The sequence below is a fragment of the Chitinophagaceae bacterium genome, from assembly GCA_016717285.1.
Lineage (GTDB): Bacteria > Bacteroidota > Bacteroidia > Chitinophagales > UBA10324 > JACCZZ01.
The window spans coordinates 72799-94230 of record JADKFU010000003.1; the positions used below are offsets into that span (position 1 = coordinate 72799).

Annotated in this window: 14 protein-coding genes and 2 pseudogenes; 5 read left to right on the plus strand and 11 right to left on the minus strand. The window is 41.7% G+C overall.

Annotated elements, in window-relative coordinates:
• Positions 1-172: 172 nt before the first annotated feature.
• A complete protein-coding gene (gene pbpC / locus IPO83_05140) occupies positions 173-2476 on the plus strand; it encodes a penicillin-binding protein 1C (GenBank protein ID MBK9730661.1) in 2304 nt (767 codons plus the stop codon).
• Between the two features lie 232 nt (positions 2477-2708).
• Here pbpC and IPO83_05145 read toward each other — a convergent pair whose 3' ends face one another.
• From IPO83_05145 to IPO83_05155, 3 genes are all read right to left on the minus strand, one after another.
• Positions 2709-3230 carry a nuclear transport factor 2 family protein gene (locus tag IPO83_05145; GenBank protein MBK9730662.1) on the minus strand — a complete coding sequence of 174 codons (522 nt, stop codon included), beginning with the start codon at positions 3228-3230 and terminating at the stop codon, positions 2709-2711.
• 319 nt (positions 3231-3549) lie between these two features.
• A complete protein-coding gene (locus IPO83_05150; protein ID MBK9730663.1) occupies positions 3550-4977 on the minus strand; it encodes an alpha-glucosidase C-terminal domain-containing protein in 1428 nt (475 codons plus the stop codon).
• A 345-nt stretch (positions 4978-5322) separates the two neighbouring features.
• Positions 5323-5982, minus strand: a complete 660-nt coding sequence (locus IPO83_05155) for a DsbA family oxidoreductase (GenBank protein ID MBK9730664.1) — start codon at positions 5980-5982, stop codon at positions 5323-5325.
• Positions 5983-6247: 265 nt separating this feature from the next.
• On the opposite strand from IPO83_05155, the pseudogene IPO83_05160 reads away from it, so the two are divergent.
• The 3 genes and pseudogenes from IPO83_05160 to IPO83_05170 all read left to right on the plus strand — a co-directional run bounded on the left by IPO83_05160 (position 6248) and on the right by IPO83_05170 (position 12488).
• A pseudogene (locus IPO83_05160) lies at positions 6248-7878 on the plus strand (FAD-dependent oxidoreductase).
• Positions 7879-7882: 4 nt separating this feature from the next.
• Positions 7883-11479: a pyruvate:ferredoxin (flavodoxin) oxidoreductase gene (nifJ, locus tag IPO83_05165; GenBank protein ID MBK9730665.1), complete on the plus strand. Its 3597-nt coding sequence runs from the start codon at positions 7883-7885 to the stop codon at positions 11477-11479.
• A 20-nt stretch (positions 11480-11499) separates the two neighbouring features.
• Positions 11500-12488, plus strand: a pseudogene (locus IPO83_05170) (dihydroorotate dehydrogenase-like protein).
• A gap of 400 nt (positions 12489-12888) precedes the next feature.
• Here the strand turns inward: IPO83_05170 and IPO83_05175 are convergent.
• From IPO83_05175 to IPO83_05205, 7 genes are all read right to left on the minus strand, one after another.
• Positions 12889-13311, minus strand: a complete 423-nt coding sequence (locus IPO83_05175) for an isoprenylcysteine carboxylmethyltransferase family protein (protein ID MBK9730666.1) — start codon at positions 13309-13311, stop codon at positions 12889-12891.
• A gap of 243 nt (positions 13312-13554) precedes the next feature.
• A complete protein-coding gene (locus IPO83_05180) occupies positions 13555-13965 on the minus strand; it encodes a glyoxalase/bleomycin resistance/extradiol dioxygenase family protein (GenBank protein MBK9730667.1) in 411 nt (136 codons plus the stop codon).
• Between the two features lie 32 nt (positions 13966-13997).
• Entirely contained in the window at positions 13998-14447 is a 450-nt protein-coding gene (locus IPO83_05185; protein MBK9730668.1) for an SRPBCC family protein, read from the minus strand.
• A 232-nt stretch (positions 14448-14679) separates the two neighbouring features.
• Positions 14680-15138, minus strand: a complete 459-nt coding sequence (locus tag IPO83_05190) for an SRPBCC domain-containing protein (protein MBK9730669.1) — start codon at positions 15136-15138, stop codon at positions 14680-14682.
• A gap of 146 nt (positions 15139-15284) precedes the next feature.
• Positions 15285-16301 carry an alpha/beta hydrolase gene (locus tag IPO83_05195; GenBank protein ID MBK9730670.1) on the minus strand — a complete coding sequence of 339 codons (1017 nt, stop codon included), beginning with the start codon at positions 16299-16301 and terminating at the stop codon, positions 15285-15287.
• Positions 16302-16406: 105 nt separating this feature from the next.
• Positions 16407-17381, minus strand: a complete 975-nt coding sequence (locus IPO83_05200) for a hypothetical protein (GenBank protein MBK9730671.1) — start codon at positions 17379-17381, stop codon at positions 16407-16409.
• A gap of 567 nt (positions 17382-17948) precedes the next feature.
• Positions 17949-18461 (minus strand): 3-hydroxyanthranilate 3,4-dioxygenase, encoded by a 513-nt coding sequence (locus IPO83_05205; GenBank protein ID MBK9730672.1) that lies wholly within the window; start codon positions 18459-18461, stop codon positions 17949-17951.
• Between the two features lie 131 nt (positions 18462-18592).
• Between IPO83_05205 and IPO83_05210 the strand changes: the two genes are divergently transcribed.
• Positions 18593-19378 (plus strand): SDR family oxidoreductase, encoded by a 786-nt coding sequence (locus tag IPO83_05210; protein ID MBK9730673.1) that lies wholly within the window; start codon positions 18593-18595, stop codon positions 19376-19378.
• A gap of 503 nt (positions 19379-19881) precedes the next feature.
• Here IPO83_05210 and IPO83_05215 read toward each other — a convergent pair.
• A complete protein-coding gene (locus tag IPO83_05215) occupies positions 19882-21405 on the minus strand; it encodes an asparagine--tRNA ligase (GenBank protein MBK9730674.1) in 1524 nt (507 codons plus the stop codon).
• Between the last annotated feature and the right edge of the window lie 27 nt (positions 21406-21432).

Here is a 21432-nt window from a genome sequence, read left to right on the forward strand (position 1 = left end):
TTAGTGTAATCGAATAAATACGAGCAGGACGTGGCTGGTTTGCGTCTGCTGCAAAAAAAACAAACGGATACTGTTCCATTTCAGGGTTCGTTAATTGCTACTTTCACCATCATTTTTCCTGCTTTGGATGCTACAACAATTGATTGATGGGATTAAAAATGTGCTCCGTTGGATGTCCCATAAAAAATGGATCCGCGTCTCATTGTATGTTATCCTCGGTATACAACTGGTATTTCTATTATTGAATAGTCTCTTTCCATTGCGTATCAATATCAAATATTCACAAATCGTTACCGCATCCGATGGAACTGTATTGCATGCATTCTTAAGCAGTGATGAAAAGTGGCGGATGAAAACAGAGTTGAATGAAATCACACCTACACTCAAAAAAGCCATCATCTATAAGGAAGATAAATACTTCTATTATCATCCGGGCGTAAACCCTGTTGCCATCCTTCGGGCAGTTGTTAACAACATGCTGCAATCAAAAAAAACCTCCGGCGCTTCTACGATCACCATGCAGGTAGCCAGGATGCTTGAACCGAAGAATCGCACATACGCGAATAAAGTGGTGGAGATATTCAGGGCATTACAACTGGAATGGAAGTATAGCAAAGCAGAAATTTTACAACTCTATCTCAATCTTGTTCCTTACGGGAGCAATATTGAAGGCGTAAAAAGTGCATCATTGATTTATTTTCAGCAAGCGCCCGGTTACATGAGTCTTGCACAAACCGTAGCACTTACCATTATTCCCAACCGGCCGTCATCATTGGTGATTGGAAAGGATAATATGCTGATTGTTCAGGAAAGAAACAAGTGGCTGCGGCGTTTTGCAAAAGACAAAATTTTTCCGCAGGATGAGATCAAGGATGCTTTGCTGGAACCATTGGATGATACACGCCACAATGTTCCGCGACTTGCGCCGCACTTATCACTTCGCATGACAAAAGTCCACCGGCACGATGCCATCATACATTCCTGTATCGATAAAATGAAGCAGGAAAAAGTAGAGAACATCGCATACAATTATGTGCAACGGATTCACTACATGGGCATCACCAATTGTGCGGTATTGGTGGTCAATAATGAAAGCAACCGTGTGGAGGCCTATTTAGGCGCGGCTGATTTTTACAATGCCGAAGATCACGGACAGGTTGATGGTGTGCAGGCCATCCGCTCGCCAGGAAGCACGTTAAAGCCGTTTTTGTATGCGCTGGGATTTGACAAAGGAATGATTACCCCCAAATCAGTGATTGCTGATGTGCCTGTGAATTTTCATGGTTACATGCCGTTGAATTATGATAAAAAATTTCGTGGAAACGTAACTGTGGAAACTGCGCTGGCAAATTCACTGAATGTACCAGCTGTAAAAATGCTGGATCAATTGGGTATGCAATCATTTGTTGCAGCCATGAAATTGGCAGGCTTTGCACAAGTGGGTGCAGACAAGGATAAGCTCGGATTGTCAACCGTACTTGGTGGTTGCGGTGTGAAACTGGAAGAACTCACCAACCTGTATGCCTGCCTGGCTGATACCGGCTCTTACAGAAAACTTTTATGGACAAAAGAAGAGCATCAGGAAGGAGCATTTCAACTTATCTCTTCCGGTGCTGCGTTTATGACTACTGAAATTCTCACCCAACATTTAAGACCTGACCTTCCAAACAATTATGAGAGCAGCATGCATTTGCCAAAGGTTGCCTGGAAAACCGGAACCTCTTACGGGAGACGTGATGCATGGAGTATCGGATACAATAAAGAATATACAATAGGAGTATGGGTTGGAAATTTTTCAGGGAATGGTATTCCTGAACTCACCGGAGCTGATATTGCTACACCTTTGCTTTTTGATTTGTTTAATACGCTGGCTTACAATTCTTCAAATGAATGGTTTCAGATGCCGAAGTCACTGGATTTTCGCTATGTCTGTGCGGCATCTGGCAGTGTGCCAAATGATTTTTGCACGGAACAGGTGATGGATTATTTTATTCCGGGTGTCTCCGGCACTCAAAAATGCAATCACCTGAAAGAAGTTTTTGTGGCTGCTGATGAAAGCATTTCCTATTGCAGGAATTGTCTACCGGAGAATGGCTATAAAAAAATCCTGTATCCGAATTTAAAACCTGAGTTAGTTTCTTTTTATGAATTTCAAAATATTCCATATGAAAAAGTGCCACAGCACAATCCCCATTGCAGTCGTATTTATACGGAGAATGCTCCGTCGATCATCACGCCAACAGATGGATTGGAATACTTGTTAGAGAAAGACGAACAGCAGCAACTCCTGCTTAGTTGCAACGCGGATAATGAAGTGAAAACAATTTATTGGTACATCAACAACCGCTTTTTTGCAACGGCTGGTGTGCATGACAAGGTGTTTTTTACACCGGAAGAAGGAACAGTTAAAATTTCCTGCACCGATGATAAAGGGAGAAACAGTGATGTTACTATTGAGGTGAAGTATTTGGAGTGAGTGTACCTGGATAAATTGTTATATGGCTAAATTGTTAAATGGTTACATGGTTGCGGCGGGAGCAGCAATCCCCACGGATTTGGTTTCCCCTCCAGGGGGAAAGATCTGATTTACTGTTGCCAGTGTATTGCTAAAGTTGATTAACTATTAACCAACTTGGGAAAAAACAGATGCTTCGTTCCTCAGCATGACAGATCGTGTTGCATTACGGATCGCGCAGCACAGCAAAGAATTAATGATCATAACTCGCCACCCTTGTGATTTTCCATACACCCTCCTTCTTTTGCCAGATCATTAAAAATTTAAAAGTGCCGCAATCCATCTCCCCGTTTTCAACATGGCAAAATTCATGCGCGCCAATTTCCATCGCACCATAATCTTTAACCGGATAAACTTCGAGTGTTCCCTTCACCAGCCTTCTTTGTACGTTATATCCCTTCGCGAAATTCTCTTGCAGGCTTTTAATGTTCTGATCATAGGAGGTCAGTCCACCTTTATCATGATAAAATTCAAGGTCCTCATCAAATATGGTTTTTACTTTTTCGATGTTTTGTGTGTTATAAGCTTCAAATAAAACGCTGTCCATGAATGCAATTTCATTGTACAGATTCCGCTGTTCGATGGAATCTTTCACATGTTGGTCCATTGTTTTAGCGGGTCCGTCATTCCATTGAGCAACCTTTAAAACAGTAACTTGATTTTCGGCAGTCAACACACGGTTGTCCGTTTCTTCCCAGCTTGAATTATCATGCATAAACTTATATTCAAGCAGTAAATCTTTTGTAATGATTTCGAACGTAACAGTAGCTTCGTAAACATGGTCGTGGTTTTTATCGGACATCGCATAGGTTTTTTCCCAGGAAAGCGGAAGCACACTGCCACGAATTCCAATAGTTGAAATGTCTTTTACATTTTTCATTTCATTCGAAAGATCAAGCAGAAAAGTGACCGTTACTTTCCTTTTCGAAACTGTCTTTCCTGAATTAGTTGGCTTCCCGGGTTGTGAAAAAGACAAATCAACAAGCAACACAGAGAAAAGCATGATTGTGAAAACAATTTTTAACATCCTCATATCAGTTGGTGGAATTAACTTGTTTGGTTTGAGAAAGTACGAGATAGCTCCACGGAGCCAATGCGAAAGTATCATCTCCTTTCAATGCAAAGGTTTGTCCGGAGAATAATTCAAGATAGTTTCCGGCAAAGAACTTTGATTGCAGCTTAACAGTAATTGGTTGAGCGCTGAAGTTGATGATGGGTAAAACTTTATCACCATTCTTTTCACGATAGAATGAAATTACTTGTTGCATCTGATCATTGTAAACTCTTGTCATTACACCGCCGGCTGCACCATTCCACAATGCTTCGTTAGCATGTTTTAATCCAAAGAGCTTTTTGTAAATCGTTGTATTCCTGTGCTCTTTCCATTCGATCAGGTCTTTGTCAAAAAACTTAAGGGAACGGTCGAGGCCTGCTTCCTGACCACTATAGATCAAAGGCATCCCATTCGCGACCGAGCAAAACACCATCGCCGCTTCCAGTCCGGCGCCGAAGTTGGAATATTGATTTCCTTCCCATGAATTTTTATCGTGGTTATCAGTAAAGTTCATCCGGTACGCATCAGGTGGAAAAGTATTTACATCATGCGCCAGGTACTCTACCAGGCCATTGATATTTTTAACATCGGTTGTTACATCATGAAGCTTGTCCCACAGGCTCCACGAATACGTCATGTCAAATGCTTTTTTGTGAAGATCTCTTGATTCCCATTCCGCCAGCATGAAAACAGGTTTGATCTGATCAAGTTCAGTGCGCAGATTATCCCAGAAATCAACCGGGATAAACCCTGCTACATCGCAGCGGAAACCATCGATGTCTGTTTCCTTCACCCAATACTTCATTACTTCTGTCATATATTTTCGAAGGCCTGGCTGATCGTAATCGAAATCAATGATGTCTTCCCAGTCATACCACGGAGTTGGTTGAAAATTTCCTTCCATTGTTTTTGTGTACCATTCCGGATGTTCAGTTACCAGTGGATTATCCCACGCAGAATGATTGGCCACCCAATCGATAATTACATACATACCCATCGCATGAATTTTATTTACAAGCGCTTTGAATTCATCCAGCGTACCGAACTCAGGATTGACGGCATAATAATCCTTCACTGAATAATAACTTCCCATGGTTCCCTTCCTGTTTTTTTCTCCGATGGGATTAATTGGCATGAGCCATATAATATCAACTCCAAGTTCTTTCAGCCGGGGCAGATGTTCTTCAAATGCTTTAAAATTTCCTTCCGCTGTAAATTGCCTGATGTTGGCTTCATAAATAGTTGCATTCTTTGTCCACTCAGCATGTTTTAATTCAACATAAGGTTGCGGTTCATAACGTGAGTCGTCAAAATCCGGCGCTACTTCTTGTGTAGTGTTTGGAGTGCTATTGCATCCGATGAGGAAACAGGCAACTGTGAGACAGGTGAGTTTTTTAATGGTGGTCATGGGACGATGATGTCATTAAGGTTACTAGTCATTGAGGTCATCCGTGATTGAGGTTATGGGATCCTTCGTTGTCATGCTGACGTCGGAAGCATCTGTTAATAGTCATTAGCAGGTCATTGGTTCCTGAATGGCCCGTAACTTAAGAGCATTAAAGATTGGATTAATTCGGTTACGCGATAGCTCTTTCAAAAAGTTTTCCGTTGATTAAAATCACTGTCAACAGGTACCAAAGCAATACAGGTAATCAACAATGATTTCAACTGAGGACAAGTTATTCGCAACAGCAAGGATTCAATTTTATACAGCAGTTGAATACGGTGAGCGTGTTAACCATTGTCATCGGTTTCAACCGGCAGCAGGATGTTCCTGCCTCCATTCATCAAACGATTTCTTCAATACATCCGCAAACACTTTGCTGTCCTGCGCACCGGAGACCGCATATTTTCTATCGAATACAAAAAACGGAACAGCATTCACCCGCAACCGATTTGCTTCTTCCATATCTGCCTGAACGTCTGCAGTAAAAGATTGATTTTCCAATGCGGTTTTCAAAGCGGCAGCATCCAGGCCCAATTCATTTCCCAATACAATAAGCGTATCATAATCATCAATATTTTTTCCTTCTGTAAAATAAGCGGCGAAAAGTTTTTCTTCCGCTTCCTGCTGCTTGCCATACTGCTTTGCGAAATGCGAAAAGCGGTGCGCGTTAAAAGAATTCGCTACAACAGAAATATCAAAGTTATAAACCAGTCCTGCCTGTTTCGCCATTTCTGTTACATTCGCATTCATCTTTTTTGCCTGCTCGATACTTATCCCCTTGTGACTTGCCAGAAACTGATTGATGTTAGTTTCAGAATCCGTTTTCATATCGGGCGAAAGCTGAAAACTTTTCCATTCAATTTCAACTTTTGCAGCTTGGTCAAAGCCGTTAAAAGCGGTTTCAAATTTTCTTTTACCGATGTAACAGAACGGGCACATCACATCACTCCAGATTTCCACTTTCATCGTATTGTGTTTGATAGCTATCATAATAAAGATTTAGTTTTTTCAACAGGCATCACAAACACGATGCAAGTTAATTGGTTCGCTGTTTTCAAGATAAATTCCTGCAACCAAATTGATTTGCACCATTGATCAAAACTTCGCTTTCACACCCAAACATGACTATTATCAATAGTCAACATGACAATTGTCAAGCTATTTCCTTCCAAATACTTTCAATTTTCAGCCTTGTTTCAATTTCTTTCAAGGAATAAAAAACCAAATCATCGTGCCCGTTACTGATATCACGAAACCCATCGACCTCACAGGTCATCCGCAGGGAACCGGTCCACTGAGAACACGTCGTCCTGTTTATGTGGACTTCATGCCACCCTGCAATAGTGCATGCCCCGCCGGCGAGAACATACAGGCCTGGCTTTCCCATGCGCAGGCAGGCAACTATTTTGATGCCTTTCAGGCGCTGGTGGCGGACAATCCTTTTCCCGCAATCATGGGCCGCATTTGTGTGAAGCCCTGTGAAACCGGTTGTAATAGAACACATATTGATAACACTGTAAATATTCATGCAGTGGAGCGATTCATTGGTGATGAAGCCATACGATTGCAATGGCCGATTAACACGCTTGTAATACCTGCCGGGAAAAGAGTTTTGGTAGTTGGTTCCGGCCCGGCCGGATTGTCTGCTGCGTATCACCTGGCGCGTTTGGGTTACGAGGTAGAAGTGTTTGAACGGGATGCTTCACCGGGCGGATTACTGCGCACAGGCATTCCTGAATACCGTTTGCCAAAAAATATTCTTGATGCCGAAATTGAGCGGATCGTGAAAATGGGTGTGAAATTCACATTGAATCACGAAGTAAAAGATTTACTGAAAGAAAAAGAAGCCGGGAAGTTTGATGCCATATATCTCTCAACAGGTGCACAACAGATCAATGCGGAACGCATTCCTTCCGACCAATCCATTCCTGTAACAGATGCCTTTTCATTTTTTAAAGATGCTGCGATAGACAGTGCTACCTATCAAAATAAAAAAATCGTGGTGTATGGCGGCGGAAAACTCGCGCTTTATCTCTCACGTATTCTAAAACGTTTTGCCTCGGAGGCGATCGTTTTTTTTCCGGGCGATAAAAAGCTGATGCCTGCTTATGACTATGAAACAGATGACGCATTGGCGGAAGGTGTAACAGTTCAATTATTAACCGGTATTTCAAAAATTGAAAAAAATCACCTGGTCCTTGAAAAGATGAAAGTGGAAAAAGGGAAAGCTGTTACAACAGGTGAATCTGAAATATTTGAAGCTGACATGGTAATTATAGCCATGGGACAGGAAGCAGAAACAAATTTCCTGAGACAGGTAAATGGAATACAACTAAAGGAAGACGGCACCATTGTAATCAATACAGAAAGGATGTCGGGTTTTGATGGAATATTCGCTGGCGGTGATATGCTGCCGGGTGAAACACGCAGCGCTACCATCGCGATCGGTCATGGAAAAAAAGCTTCAAAATATATTGATGCTTTCCTTCGGAAGGAAACATTTCTAAAAGGTGAAAAGCATGCAACCGCAGGATACCGCAAGTTACAGATGTGGTACAAAACGGAAGCGCCACTGATGGAACAGGACAAGCTTATTCCTTCGATTGCTATAAAAAACTTTGATGAAGTTATTAGCGGACTCACCGAAAAGAAGCACGCTATGAAGCACAGCGTTGTTTAAGTTGCGGCAATTGCTTTGAATGTGATGGCTGTTTCGGCGCCTGCCCTGAAGATGCGATCATCAAGCTCGGTGCTGGAAAACGATACAAGTTCAACTTTAACCTGTGCACCGGATGTGCTATGTGCTATGAACAATGTCCCTGTCATGCTATTGAAATGATTCCTGAACCCGACAAACACTGAAACGATGTTAACAAAAAATAAATTGATAGCCACCATTGACGGTAATGAAGCCGCTGCGTATGTAGCCTATCGTGTAAATGAAGTCTGCGCTATTTATCCCATCACCCCTTCTTCCACTATGGCAGAGCTGGCCGATGAATGGAGTGCAAAAGGTATTAAGAATGTGTGGGGTCATGTGCCCGACATCATCGAGATGCAAAGTGAAGGCGGTGCGGCAGGAACGGTACATGGTGCCTTACAAACAGGTTCACTTACTACCACCTTTACAGCATCACAGGGATTAATGCTGATGTTGCCCAACATGTATAAAATTGCCGGTGAACTCACCGCCACTGTTTTTCATGTAGCAGCGCGTTCACTCGCAGCGCAGGGCTTGTCCATCTTCGGCGATCACCAGGATGTGATGGCAGCAAGAACAACAGGATTTGCAATGCTTGCTTCCGCCAGTGTACAGGAAGCACATGACTTTGCTTTAATTGCACAGGCAGCTACTTTAAAATCAAGAATTCCCTTTATCCATTTTTTCGATGGTTTCCGAACCTCACATGAAGTGAATAAACTCGAAATGCTGAGCGACGGGGAAATCAAATCAATGATCCCGGATGAATTTGTATTCGCCCATCGCAAACGCGCATTGAATCCTGATCATCCGTTTATCCGCGGCACCGCGCAAAATCCGGATGTCTATTTTCAAAGCAGGGAAACAGTAAATACATTTTATGACAACACGCCGGTTATTGTTGAAAATGTTATGCGTGAATTTGAAAATCTCACCGGCAGAAAATATGATCTCTTTCAATATACGGGTGCTGCTGATGCAAAGCGAGTAATCATCATCATGGGCTCGGGTGGTGAAACCGTTGCTGAAACAGTACATGCACTCAATGCAACAGGAGAAAAAACTGGTGTTATCCAGGTTCGCTTGTATCGTCCCTTCTCTACCGGACATATATTAAAAGCCCTGCCGGGAACAGTGGAATCCATTGCAGTACTTGATCGCACGAAGGAATCCGGTGCTACCGGCGAGCCGATGTACCAGGATGTGCTGGCTTCATTGGTGGAAGGATTTCAGCAGGGAAAAATTGCAAAACTGCCGCATGTAATTGGTGGCCGCTATGGACTTTCTTCCAAGGAGTTTACACCTGCCATGGTGAAAGGAGTGTTTGATGAATTGAAAAAAGATATTCATCCTGGTAAGAAGGAACAACCCAAAAATCATTTTACCGTCGGTATCAATGATGATGTTACGAATACAAGCTTAACGTATGATGCCGCCTATTCATTGGATGAATCGGAATGGCGTCAGGCACTCTTCTTTGGCCTCGGTGCTGATGGAACCGTTGGTGCAAATAAAAACAGCATCAAGATCATCGGAGAAAACACCGAACTGTTTGCGCAGGGATATTTTGTGTATGACTCAAAAAAATCAGGTGCAAGAACTGTTTCGCATCTGCGCTTCGGACCGCATCCGATACGTGCACCTTACCTGATCACCAAAGCGGATTTCATTGCCTGTCATCAATTCAATTTTACAGGAAAAGTAGAGATGCTTGATTTTATCAGGCAAGGCGGTACTTTTTTATTGAACAGTCCTTATGATACCACTGAAGTGTGGAGTCACCTGCCGGGAAATGTGCAGCGGGAAATCATCAGCAGACAATTGAAGTTCTATATTATTGATGCTACTGCCGTTGCAAGAGATACGGGCATGAGTGGCAGAATCAATACGATCATGCAGACATGTTTCTTTGCATTGAGCGGTGTGTTACCAAGAGCGGAAGCTATCGAACAAATCAAGCATGCCATTGAGAAATCGTATGCGAAAAAAGGACAATCGGTAGTGGAACAAAACTTCGCCGCAGTGGATGCGACGCTTGCGCACCTTTATGAAGTAACTGTTCCTGATCAGTCAACTTCCACCTCTCAGTTACTTGCTGTAGTTCCATCTGAAGCGCCTGATTTTGTGAAAGAAGTTACGGCGATGATGATGTCAGGACATGGTGATGAATTGCCGGTGAGTAAGATGTCGCAGGACGGCACGTATCCCAGTGGCACTACGAAGTGGGAAAAAAGAAATATTTCGGATCTCGTTCCGGTTTGGGAACCTGACACCTGCATTCAATGTGGCAATTGTGCGTATGTATGCCCTCACAGTGTGATCCGCGCAAAATTTTATCACGCAGATTTCCTGAAGGATGCGCCCATAGCATTTCAATCTGCACCTATAAATTCCCGTGGCTTTCCTGAAACAAAATATACGTTGCAGGTTTATGCTGAAGATTGCACCGGCTGTAACTTATGCGTGGAAGTTTGTCCTGCCACTTCATTAACTGACCGTTCGGTGAAAGCGATTAACATGGCGGAGAAAGAACCTATCATCAAAGAAGTAAAAGAGAACATTACATTTTTTGAAAAGCTGCCCTGGAACAACCGTTCAGAAATTAATTTTTCAACTGTTCATGGCGCGCAGTTTTTAGAACCCTTGTTTGAATTCTCCGGTGCCTGCGCAGGTTGCGGCGAAACACCTTACCTGAAACTGTTGTCGCAATTGTTCGGCGAGCGATTGCTGGTGGCAAATGCAACAGGTTGTTCTTCCATTTACGGTGGAAATTTGCCCACCACTCCATGGACTACCAACAAAGCAGGACAAGGCCCTGCATGGTCCAACTCTTTATTTGAAGACAATGCAGAATTCGGCCTGGGAATGCGAATCACGGCTGATCAGCAATTGCTGATGGCGGGTAAGCTATTGAAACAACTGGCTCCTCAGTTAGGTAATGAATTGGTGGATGCGATTATCAATGCGCCGCAGATTCAGGAATCAGAAATTGCAGCACAACGAAAGAGAGTACATGAACTCAGGGAAATGTTGGTCAACATTACGGATGATACCGCAAAGCATTTGCTTTCGGTTGCCGACCAATTGGTGCGCCGCAGTGTCTGGCTGGTAGGTGGTGATGGTTGGGCATACGATATCGGTTCTGGTGGATTGGATCATGCGCTGGCAGCAGGTAGAAACATCAATATTCTTGTGCTCGATACAGAAGTGTACAGTAATACAGGAGGACAAAGTTCCAAGGCCACGCCAACGGCAGCCACTGCAAAATTCGCTGCCGCGGGAAAACGCGGTGGCAAAAAAGACCTTGCCCTCCAGGCAATTTCTTATGGCAATGTGTACGTCGCACGGATTGCTTTTGGCGCCAATCCTCAACAGGCATTGCTGGCGATGCGCGAAGCGGAAGCATACAATGGTCCATCACTCATATTGGCATACAGTCATTGCATAGCGCATGGTTATGATTTGAAAGATGGTTTATCGCAGCAGCAAAAAGCGGTGTCGAGTGGTTACTGGCCCTTGCTCCGTTACAATCCTGTGCTGCGGACAAAAAATCAAAACCCATTCATACTTGATTCCACCAGACCGGTTATTCCATTGAAAGAATTCGCATATAATGAACTCCGATACAAAGTGCTCACGCTTACGAATCCTGAAGAAGCTGCTTCCCTGATGACGCTGGCACAGGAGCTGGTGAATTTACGCTGGAAAAATTATGAAGAGCTGGCCACAAAAAGCGCCAGTGATTTTGTACCTGTTGCATAAACCTAAAAGAGCTGACAGTCATGAATCTAAAAACAAATTACATGGGCTTACCACTCACTTCGCCGGTAGTGGTTTCCGCCTGTACCCTTTCGGAAGAAGTAAGCAACATCGTAAGAATGGAAGATGCGGGCGCAGGTGCGGTGGTCTTGTTTTCTTTGTTTGAAGAACAGATTAAAAAGAAACCGCGCATTACAATGCTATCAAGGGTTCCACTACCCATCTTTCTGCCGAGGCGTCCGGATTTTTTCCTGATCTCGATGAATATCATTTGGGAACAGATCAATACCTCGAACATATCCGCAAGGCAAAAGAACGCGTGAAGATTCCCATCATCGGTAGTCTGAATGGCATCACACCGGAAGGATGGATAACTTATGCACGAGACATGGAACAAGTTGGTGCTGATGGTTTGGAAATCAATATCTTTTTTATTCCCGGCGATGTACACATGGCCTCTTCTGCGGTAGAGCATCGCTACCTGCACATCATTGAATTAGTGAAAAGTGCAGTGAAGATTCCCATTGCCGTGAAGTTGAATCCTTACTTCAGTTCCACAGGTCACATGGCCCTGAAGATGCAACAGTCGGGTGCTGATGCATTGGTGTTGTTCAATCGTTTTTACCAACCTGATTTCGATATCAATGAATTGAAAATTTTACACAACCTCCAATACAGTGAGTCAAGTGAGATCCGTTTACCACTCCTTTGGATTGCGTTGTTGCATGGCCGTGTTCCGGTTTCTTTAGCAGCAACCACAGGTGTGCAAAGTGCTATCGAAGTAATCAAATACATTCTGGCCGGCGCCGATGTAGCCATGACTGCTTCTGCATTGTATAAGGGTGGTATCGATATCATCACTACTATTAATAAAGAGTTGGAAGCATGGATGCTTGTCAGCGGTTTCTCCGCCATTGCATCCTTTAAAGGCGTGATGAGTCAGCAATATATTTCAGATCCGACGGCTTATGAGCGAGCGAATTATATCAGGATTCTGGAGGGGCAGAAGTGAGTTTGAGGCAATGTTGTTTAGTGAAGGATAGTTTAAATAGAATAACGAACATCGATTAACGATTTTAGATGGATGCATTAAATAGTATTCAACGTCTTTATTTTTTTACTTTATCTGCTTTCTCAGAAAGCATTTTTTTTCACTCTCATAAATTGTTGAATATGCCAGAGGTGAATCTGCTTCTCCTGTTACAATCATTTAACATTCGTAAAGAATGTGCCCGAAATCGAAGCATATACAATTCTACATAAAAGCAGCACTTGTATTTAGCGCTAAAACCTCCATAGTTCCAAAATAATGTTAGCGTTTGGTATAATTAAAAGCCGATTTTGATACTTCCATTTTATCTAAGGTTGGATCTATCTATAGAATCTGGTTTTGTACTTATAATTTTGATAAATCAGAACCATCTACGCACCTGCTTAACATAGATGTCATAATCATCAGCAAAGTCTTTTCGTAAACGGGGTTCTTCAAAGTAGATGATGAAAATATTAAAGGCTATAAAAATCAGCAGGGAATACGCTCCTAATACATTTGATTGAAAAAAAAAGCTCTCTCCAATTAACATCATCATTACTCCAATATACATGGGATTACGTGAAAACCTGTAAAGGCCTGCTATCACCAATTTTTTGGTAGGGTCAGCGGGTGACAATGTGCCCTTCCCCTGAATAGCAAAACTTATAATGCAGATTAACATGAGAACAAATCCGATAGCAAATGTCAGCATCCCTAAAAAATGATACACAACAAAGGGTGCTGCAAATGTTGTCTTAGCATTTTTTCCTGTAAGCCAATAAGGAATTACTCCGGCAACCATGCCAGGTTGCAAAGTGGTGTAAAGAAGATTACGAAAAAACAGCGACATCATTCTTCGTTTGTTGCTTAGCTTAATGTTTAAGAAGTATTGTCCAACATGTCTGAAAACAGTTTGGGTCTTTTGCTTTCGGGCCGTAAATAGAAGCACAAAAACAGAATTTACCATTAATGTTCAAACGAAGAACTAAACTTGAATGTAGCACTTCAGTCCTTCTGAAGCAAAAACCTGGTTACCGATTTGGCCTTATTTTTCGGTTGGAAATTTTGACAGGTCCATATAGAAAATCTCCCAGGTATGTCCATCAAAATCTTCTATGGTTCGTTGTTGCATAAAGCCGTAATCTCTCATTTCGCTGGGTTCTGTTCCCCCGGCTTTTATTCCATTTGTTGTAATGCTATTTACTTCCTCAATACTTTCAACCGACAATGAAAACAGTCCTGCTACACCTGATTTTGTGTCTGCAATAGGTTTGGTTGCAAATGATGCAAACTTATCGTGTGTCAAAAGCATTACAAAAATGTTTTCACTCCAAACCATACACTTTCCCGCGTCGTCCGAAAATTGAGGATTGTTTGAAAAACCTAATGCAGTATAAAAGTCCATCGATTTTTGAAGGTCTTTTACTGCCAAATTGATAAAAATCTGTTTTGCCATTTTTCTAATTTTTAATGTTTGTTTTTACTTTGTTAAGCATCCGGAATGTTCGGTTCTACCAAACGTTTTAATTTGTCTAACGATTCCTGCCAGCCTAAATAACACATTTCAACCGGAATTGCATCAGGTATTCCTTCCTGTGTTGCAAAAAATTCTGTACCACATATTACTTTGCGCAACTCTATTTTGGTAATCATTTGTCCTGGTAAATTCGGATCGTCAAACTGGTCCGTATATTTTATTAGCTCATTGGGTATGATTTCTAAATATTCGCCACCAAAAGACTGACTACTACCCGTACCAAAATTAGTAAACGACATTTTGTATTTACCTCCAATTTGAAAATCCATACTATGAACTTTGCAAACAAAACCGTAAGGTGGTAGCCAGCACGCCATGGCGTCAGCGTCTGTGAAAGCTTTATAAACTTTTTCAGGAGAAGCTGTAAAAACTCTGTGAAGTGAAACTTTGTTTGTTGCCATATCGATTTTTTTAAGTTGTTAAATTAAATAAATTCTCTCTAAATTTTTTGGTTGCAGGTTAGTGTCGCTGTAACATCGCAGCTACAAGAAGTTGACAATTTCAAAGCACTTAACAGTGTGCCACCACAAAACTTAACACGAAGTATGAAGCATCATTTAACCACCGCCAGTTTCTTTTATGCTGTTATAAACTGAGTTTCTTTCTTCGTAATTGTTATGGCTTCGTGCTATTTCATTTTTCACATATTTCTTTCAATCTCTCGAGGGCATTAGGATAGGTCTGGTTCATATAATCTAAAAAATCTTTCGTGATGTCTAAGTCAACAGTAACTGTAGTAGTTCCGTTGTTTTCTTCGAAAGTATAATTTTCAAATCCATTTGCCCATTGTTCTACTTCTGGTCCTTCCGTGATTTCTTTATTTGCTTTTAAAAGTCCGAAATGCCGGATTGAAACAAAACGGTCTGGAATGATTTCAGCGATTTCTGATACCATACCACCTTTTTCACCTTTATCATCTATCCCAATGAACAGCATCTTACTCCCCTTAATCCAACTCCCTTCATAAGTTGAAGTAGGATTGAACAGAGCAGTCCATTGCTCGTATGTTTGTTTATTGCTTATGCCGAGCATAAAGTCGTAAACTTTACTTGCTGATGCATTAATGCTTACTTCGTATTGAGCTTTTTTCATGTTATCGCTTTTTTGTTTCTTTTTTTAAGTCCGTGTAATCACAAAGTTCCAGGTTTGCTCATCAACCCGCCTGCCTCAAAACCCCTGTTGGTGACTGGCCGCATTTTCAATGAGATGCCAGTCTTCCTGTTACGATTCGATTACAATTAATTTTTAAAATATCCCTCCGATTCAGATAATATTTCATTATATAAATTTGCTCTGTCCTTTTCATTAAAAGGTCCAGGTATACAATGAACCATACCTTTCATCTCTTTATAAATGGTTTGCACTTTTGCCTTTTTAAGCTTTTCAGCAAAGTCTTTTCCAGTATCTTTTAATGGATCAAACTCACAGGTAATTATATAAGCTGGTGGTAGATTTGCTAAACTATCTGAATAAAATGGAAATGCCAACGGGTTAGTTCGGTCAGCCTCATTTGGCAAATAACTTTCTAAGGCATATTGCATTTCAGGCTCTTGCAAATAATATCCTATTCTATATTTCTGATAGGCAGTTGTTTTAAAAGGAGCATAAGTAGCCGGACATTCCAAAATTTGATATTTGATATTAGTCAAATTCTGTTGTTTAGCTTTTATTGCCACAAGTGATGCAAAAGTTGCACCTGCACTCTCACCCGCAACAATTATATTGTCTGGGTTACCACCCCATTTTTCGATGGTTGAGATTGTCCAAAGAAAAGTTGCAAAACAATCATTATTTGGAATTGGGAAAGAGTGTTCAGGAGCAACTCTATAATCAACCGCCACTACAATAGCATGATATAATTTGGACAACCGTGTTGCATACGATACAGAAAGATTTGTCCAGGGTAATACGAATGCTCCTCCGTGATAATAAATTATCACAGGGCTATTTTTGTCAAAGTTCTCAGGCTTAAAAATATAGGTTGTCAGACTATCGCTTGTTATTTTCAATGTATCTACACTTACCTCCGCCAAATTTATGGGCATTTGATCTATAAAATGACTTCGTTCCAGTACAGTCATCCGTTTTATCCTGTCCGCCATTTCGGATACATTATCACCGGCAGTGAATTTTAAAAATACTGCCTGTCCCCAATTTAATCGTCCTTGCGGAGTAAAGGTCAGAAAGTAAACATACCCCACAATACCCATGATGGCAAATAGAACGATAAGCAAAATGAATTTAATTGTTTTCATTTAATTTTTAATGTGTATTCAGGAGCAATCCAGTCTATAGGTTTATCAGCGGTTGCCTGCCACCACAAAACCTGATAGGCATTTTAAACCCGCCATTCGGTGCTGTTATATGCCGCTTTTCCTGTCATTCTCGGAGTTGGTCTTAATGTGTGTCAATACTCTGTCGTGAATTTTGTGAATAATTTGGTCGCTCCAAAGTTGCCAATAAAATGCTGGTTTTATATTGTGATAATACCAGGTTGTTCCTTCTAAAAGTGTCTTGCCGTTTGGTAACACTGTCAATTTGAATTGTCCTTGTTTAGAAACAAAATAGTCGTGTAAATGTGGTGCGTCAATGTCCCAAAAACTGAGTTCTTGCATTGGTGCTGGTTGTTCTAAAACGTCAAACTTTAGCAGTCGTGGTTCGTCCCAAACTATTATTGGCTCTACAAAACTGCCTGTCGTAAAGTTGCAATGTCTAATAGCACCAACTCCTGTTCCTTCGATTATTGCGTTTATTGGATATGCAATTCCAGTCTTAAAAATAAATTCGGTCGGCTCGTCAAGTTGCGGAAACTCAACAACGTTCTTCCAAACTGTTTGTGGGTCTGCGTTGATTTCTATTGAAGTTACAACCGAAGTCAAAGCAGGTTCGTTGTCCTTTTCTATAAATGCCATTGTCGGAATAATACCAATTAAAATCAGCATCGCTGTCGGCGCATTATTTGGTGTCTTGTTGATTATTGCATAGCCAATTAAACTACCAACCCAGGTCAATAAAAGTCCAAAAGGTGCAGCCATGGCAATACAGATTACACCTTCAATTGCAAAAACTAAAAGTCCTGCCGTAAAAATTCCAAGTGTCAAAAGTCCGGTTAGCCACGCTTCACGTTTTGTTATTTCTTTTTTTAGTCCATATAAAATTGTTGAGCCGGCACCAATGAACAGAGGTGTCAAAATGAATAAGGCAATTCCATATTGTCCAATTCCGTAAATGCCCCAAAGTGTCAGAAGTCCCGAAATAATAGCAGTCAATCCGACCGCGATCCATTTGCGTTTCTTGTCGTCAGTTGTCAATATATTTTTTTTCAGTTGTTTCATTGTCTTTGTGTCGTCCTAAAGTGTAATATAACATGCACGGCTTTGTGCAGGTGGAGAATCGATGTTGTGTCCGCCCGTAACAGTGTCTGAATAAAAATAAAAATGTTGAAGTTAATTACAAAAGCTCAACAAGGAACATCCAGCCGGAACTGAAGTTTGGCTTTGCAATTAGTTGAAGTTTGATGGTCCGCCCTGTCGATAAAGGACTTTGCCACTTGCTTGTCAAATGAAGCTGCATTCGAACTCGCTCCAACTGATTGCACCTTGACATCAGAATTACATCCTGTTAATTAAGTGAAAAAAAGCGCTGATGTTATAACAAAAAGCTTTTTAAACATAAAAGTTGTTTTAGATAATTAAAATTCCAGATGATTGTTTAAAGTAACGCACAACCTTTCAGTTAGCGCTACCATAGCGCCTATTTCCGGTATTAGATTTTGATTAAAATTTGTTAATTTGCTATTACTCAAACCGAATATTTATTCGGGACAGCATAATACGCATCGCGCCCATTTCCAGAATGCTCACCGGATCACTTCCATCCTAAAAAGTAGATATAATCATCGCCTACTTCGGCGGCTCCATCACATGCCCGCATTTTTTGCAGGTACGCAGCTCTTCAGAAGCGTAGAAATTATTCATCACGACAGGAAGATCTTTTACAATGTCTTTTACATGCAGCTTTTCTTCGTGCAGTTTATTGCCGCATTGTTCGCAGTACCATTGAAAACCATCTTTTGCATCCGGACGATATACTTCCATCACCAGTCCAATCGTGTTGGGACCGCGCCGCGGTGAATGCGGTGTTTGCTTTGGTAAAAGGAATATTTCTCCTTCCTTAATCGGAATGTCGACAAACTGACCTTCATCCACAATCTTTACCACTACATCGCCCTCTAACTGATAATAAAATTCTTCCGTTTCATTGTAATGATAATCTTTGCGGGAGTTGGGTCCGCCGACTACCATCACTATAAAGTTGTCGTTGCCAACATACACCTGCCGGTTGCCTACAGGAGGTTTGAGGAGATGGCGGTTTTCATCAATCCAGGTTTTAAAGTTGAAGGCGTGTTGAATCATGGAATTAAGAATTAAGAATTAAGAATTGAAAATGACTTTAATGACTATTGACTAACGACTGATAAAAAGTTGAAGTAAATTTAGAAAATTATTCAGCACTGCTTCATGCTAATTACAAAACACAATAACAGATGAATACAAATCTCGCCGGAAAGAACGCATTGGTATGCGGCAGCAGCAAAGGCATTGGAAAAGCGGTGGCCATTGCGCTTGCAGAACTCGGTGCCAATATCACCCTTACTGCCCGTAATGAAGAAGCACTGCTCAAAGCCATCAGCGAACTGGATACCTCTTCAGGACAACAACATGATTTCATTCTTGCGGATTTTTCAAAACCGGATGAACTGAAAGAACTGATCCATCATCAATTGAAAGACACCACTTACCAGATACTGGTAAATAATACCGGTGGACCTATGGCAGGTAATATTGTAGATGCCACCACGCAGCAATTTGAATCAGCCTTCAGCAATCATCTCATCTGCAATCATGTGCTCGCAACAGCGTTGTTGCCCGGTATGAAAAAAAGTAATTACGGCCGCATCATCAATATTATTTCTACTTCTGTAAAGATTCCATTGCGCGGTTTGGGTGTTTCCAATACCATTCGTGGTGCAGTGGCCAACTGGTCGAAAACGCTGGCTACAGAACTCGCACCATTTGGAATCACCGTCAACAATGTACTTCCCGGAGCTACGAATACAGAACGGTTGCAGTCAATCGTGAGCGGCAAATCTGAAAAAACAGGGCGCAGTATAGAAGACGTTGAGGAAGAGATGCTGGATGAAATTCCGATGCATCGTTTTGCTGATCCTTCGGAGATTGCGGCAGCGGCAGCGTTTCTGGCTTCGCCTGCTGCGGGTTATATCACAGGAATTAATGTGCCGGTGGATGGAGGGAGAACGGGGGCTTTGTGAGCGTGAATGAGGTTCGGATGTTTTGATGTGCCAATGATTCGATGTGCCGATGTAGTAATGTTGTGAATATATGAATTCAAAAAGAACTGCGACAAAGACATGAAGTGTCCGGTATTATTCAGAGATCTTAGATGCCGCAATCTCTAAACTTCAAACTTCAACCCTGGTTCGAAAATATTCGGTGTCAGTCAAATGTAAAGATTACTCTTGGTTCCTGTATTCAATTTATAGGAATATTTTGTACACATTCTTACATCATGGTAACCCGCAAAGCCCTGCAATCAAAACTGGGACGGCAGATACCGGCAGACAAGGGACGGCATGGCAGCGCAATAAAACTGTGACAGATTTCACCAACTGCACAGATGAAGAACTGATAGCGCAATTATCGATTAAGCGGGAAAATGAATGCGGTCGTTTTTACAAACACCAGTTGACTATTCAGGTTTCTCAAAAAGAATCACCTTTTCGATTCTTGATTCTCCATTCTTAATTCCTAATTCTCAAGGCTCCAATCTTCCATACATCCTTGGAAAAGGAATCGTCTCTCTCACATGCGGCAGTTTACAAACCCAGGCGATCAATCTTTCTAATCCCAAACCGAAACCAGCATGTGGTACAGAGCCGAAGCGACGCAAATCGAGATACCATTCAAAAGCCTGCATCGGCAATTTATGCTCGATGATCTTTCCGATCAGCAAATCAATATCTGTTTCCCGCTCACCACCACCTACAATTTCTCCATAACCTTCCGGCGCCAGCACATCCACTCCTTTTGCCCATCGTGGATCTTTGTCGCGTTTCAGGTAAAATGCTTTCACTTCATGTGGCCAGTTATACACTAAAATAGGCACATCGAATAAACGCGTGATCACAGTTTCATCACTGCCTCCCAAATCATTTCCGTACTCAAATGTTTTTGCGGAATTGATCCATTGCGGAATGTTGCGTTCATCTTCCTCTAAATCTTTCAACTCATTTTTCAGGTTGTCGATCCTGGTTTGATTAAAGGTGATTTCCCCTTTCTTCATCCCCGGCACTTTCATTTTCTCTTCACGGTCCGCAATTTCAGTTTTCGCTGCTGCTATTTTTTTCTGTACACTAATCAGCTCATCTTCCAGTGAAGTAATCGCATTTTTTCCATTCACATCCTGCTCACCTTTAATGATGCGGACGGTTTCATCATAGGTGAGCCGTGGAAATTTCTTGTCGGAAAGGTTTTCAAGAATGGTAGTATCCCGACCAATCATCTGAAATTCACTCTTACATTCAGCGAGCAATGTTTTGATTACAAATTTCAACATGGCTTCAATCAGATCCATATTCATGTCGAGATCATAGAACGCCATCTCAGGTTCAATCATCCAGAACTCCGACAAGTGCCTGCGTGTTTTTGATTTTTCTGCACGGAATGTAGGACCGAACGTGTAAATTTTGCCCATTGCCATTGCCATTGCTTCGCCATACAACTGACCTGATTGCGAGAGATATGCAGGCTTTCCATAAAAATCTGTTTCAAACAAAGTACTCGTTCCTTCCACTGCATTGCCTGTAAAAAGGGGCGCATCGGCCTGTACAAATCCCTTCCTGTTGAAAAAACGGTGGATCGAAAAAATCATCGCATTGCGAATGCGCATGATGGCCCACTGACGCTGTGAACGCAACCACAGGTGACGGTTGTCCATTAAAAAATCAACACCATGCTCCTTTTTGGAAATAGGATATTCCTGTGCTATGCTGATCACTGAAACCTGCGATGCACGTAATTCATATCCTCCGATTTGCCTTTCATCCTTTACTACCAAACCCTGTATGGTACAGGAACTTTCCATCGTAAGGCTGCCGGCATTTTCAAAGTCTGCTGCCGGTACTGATTTTTCATCCACCACACATTGGCAGAACCCTGTTCCATCGCGAAGGATGATGAAAAAAATTCCCTTGCCTGAACGTTTGTTAGCCGTCCAGCCCTGCAAGGTCACTTCCTGTCCTTCATGCTTTGACAGGTCTGCTATATAAACTGTTTTCATTTTTATTAAGGAATTTCAAAAAAGTAT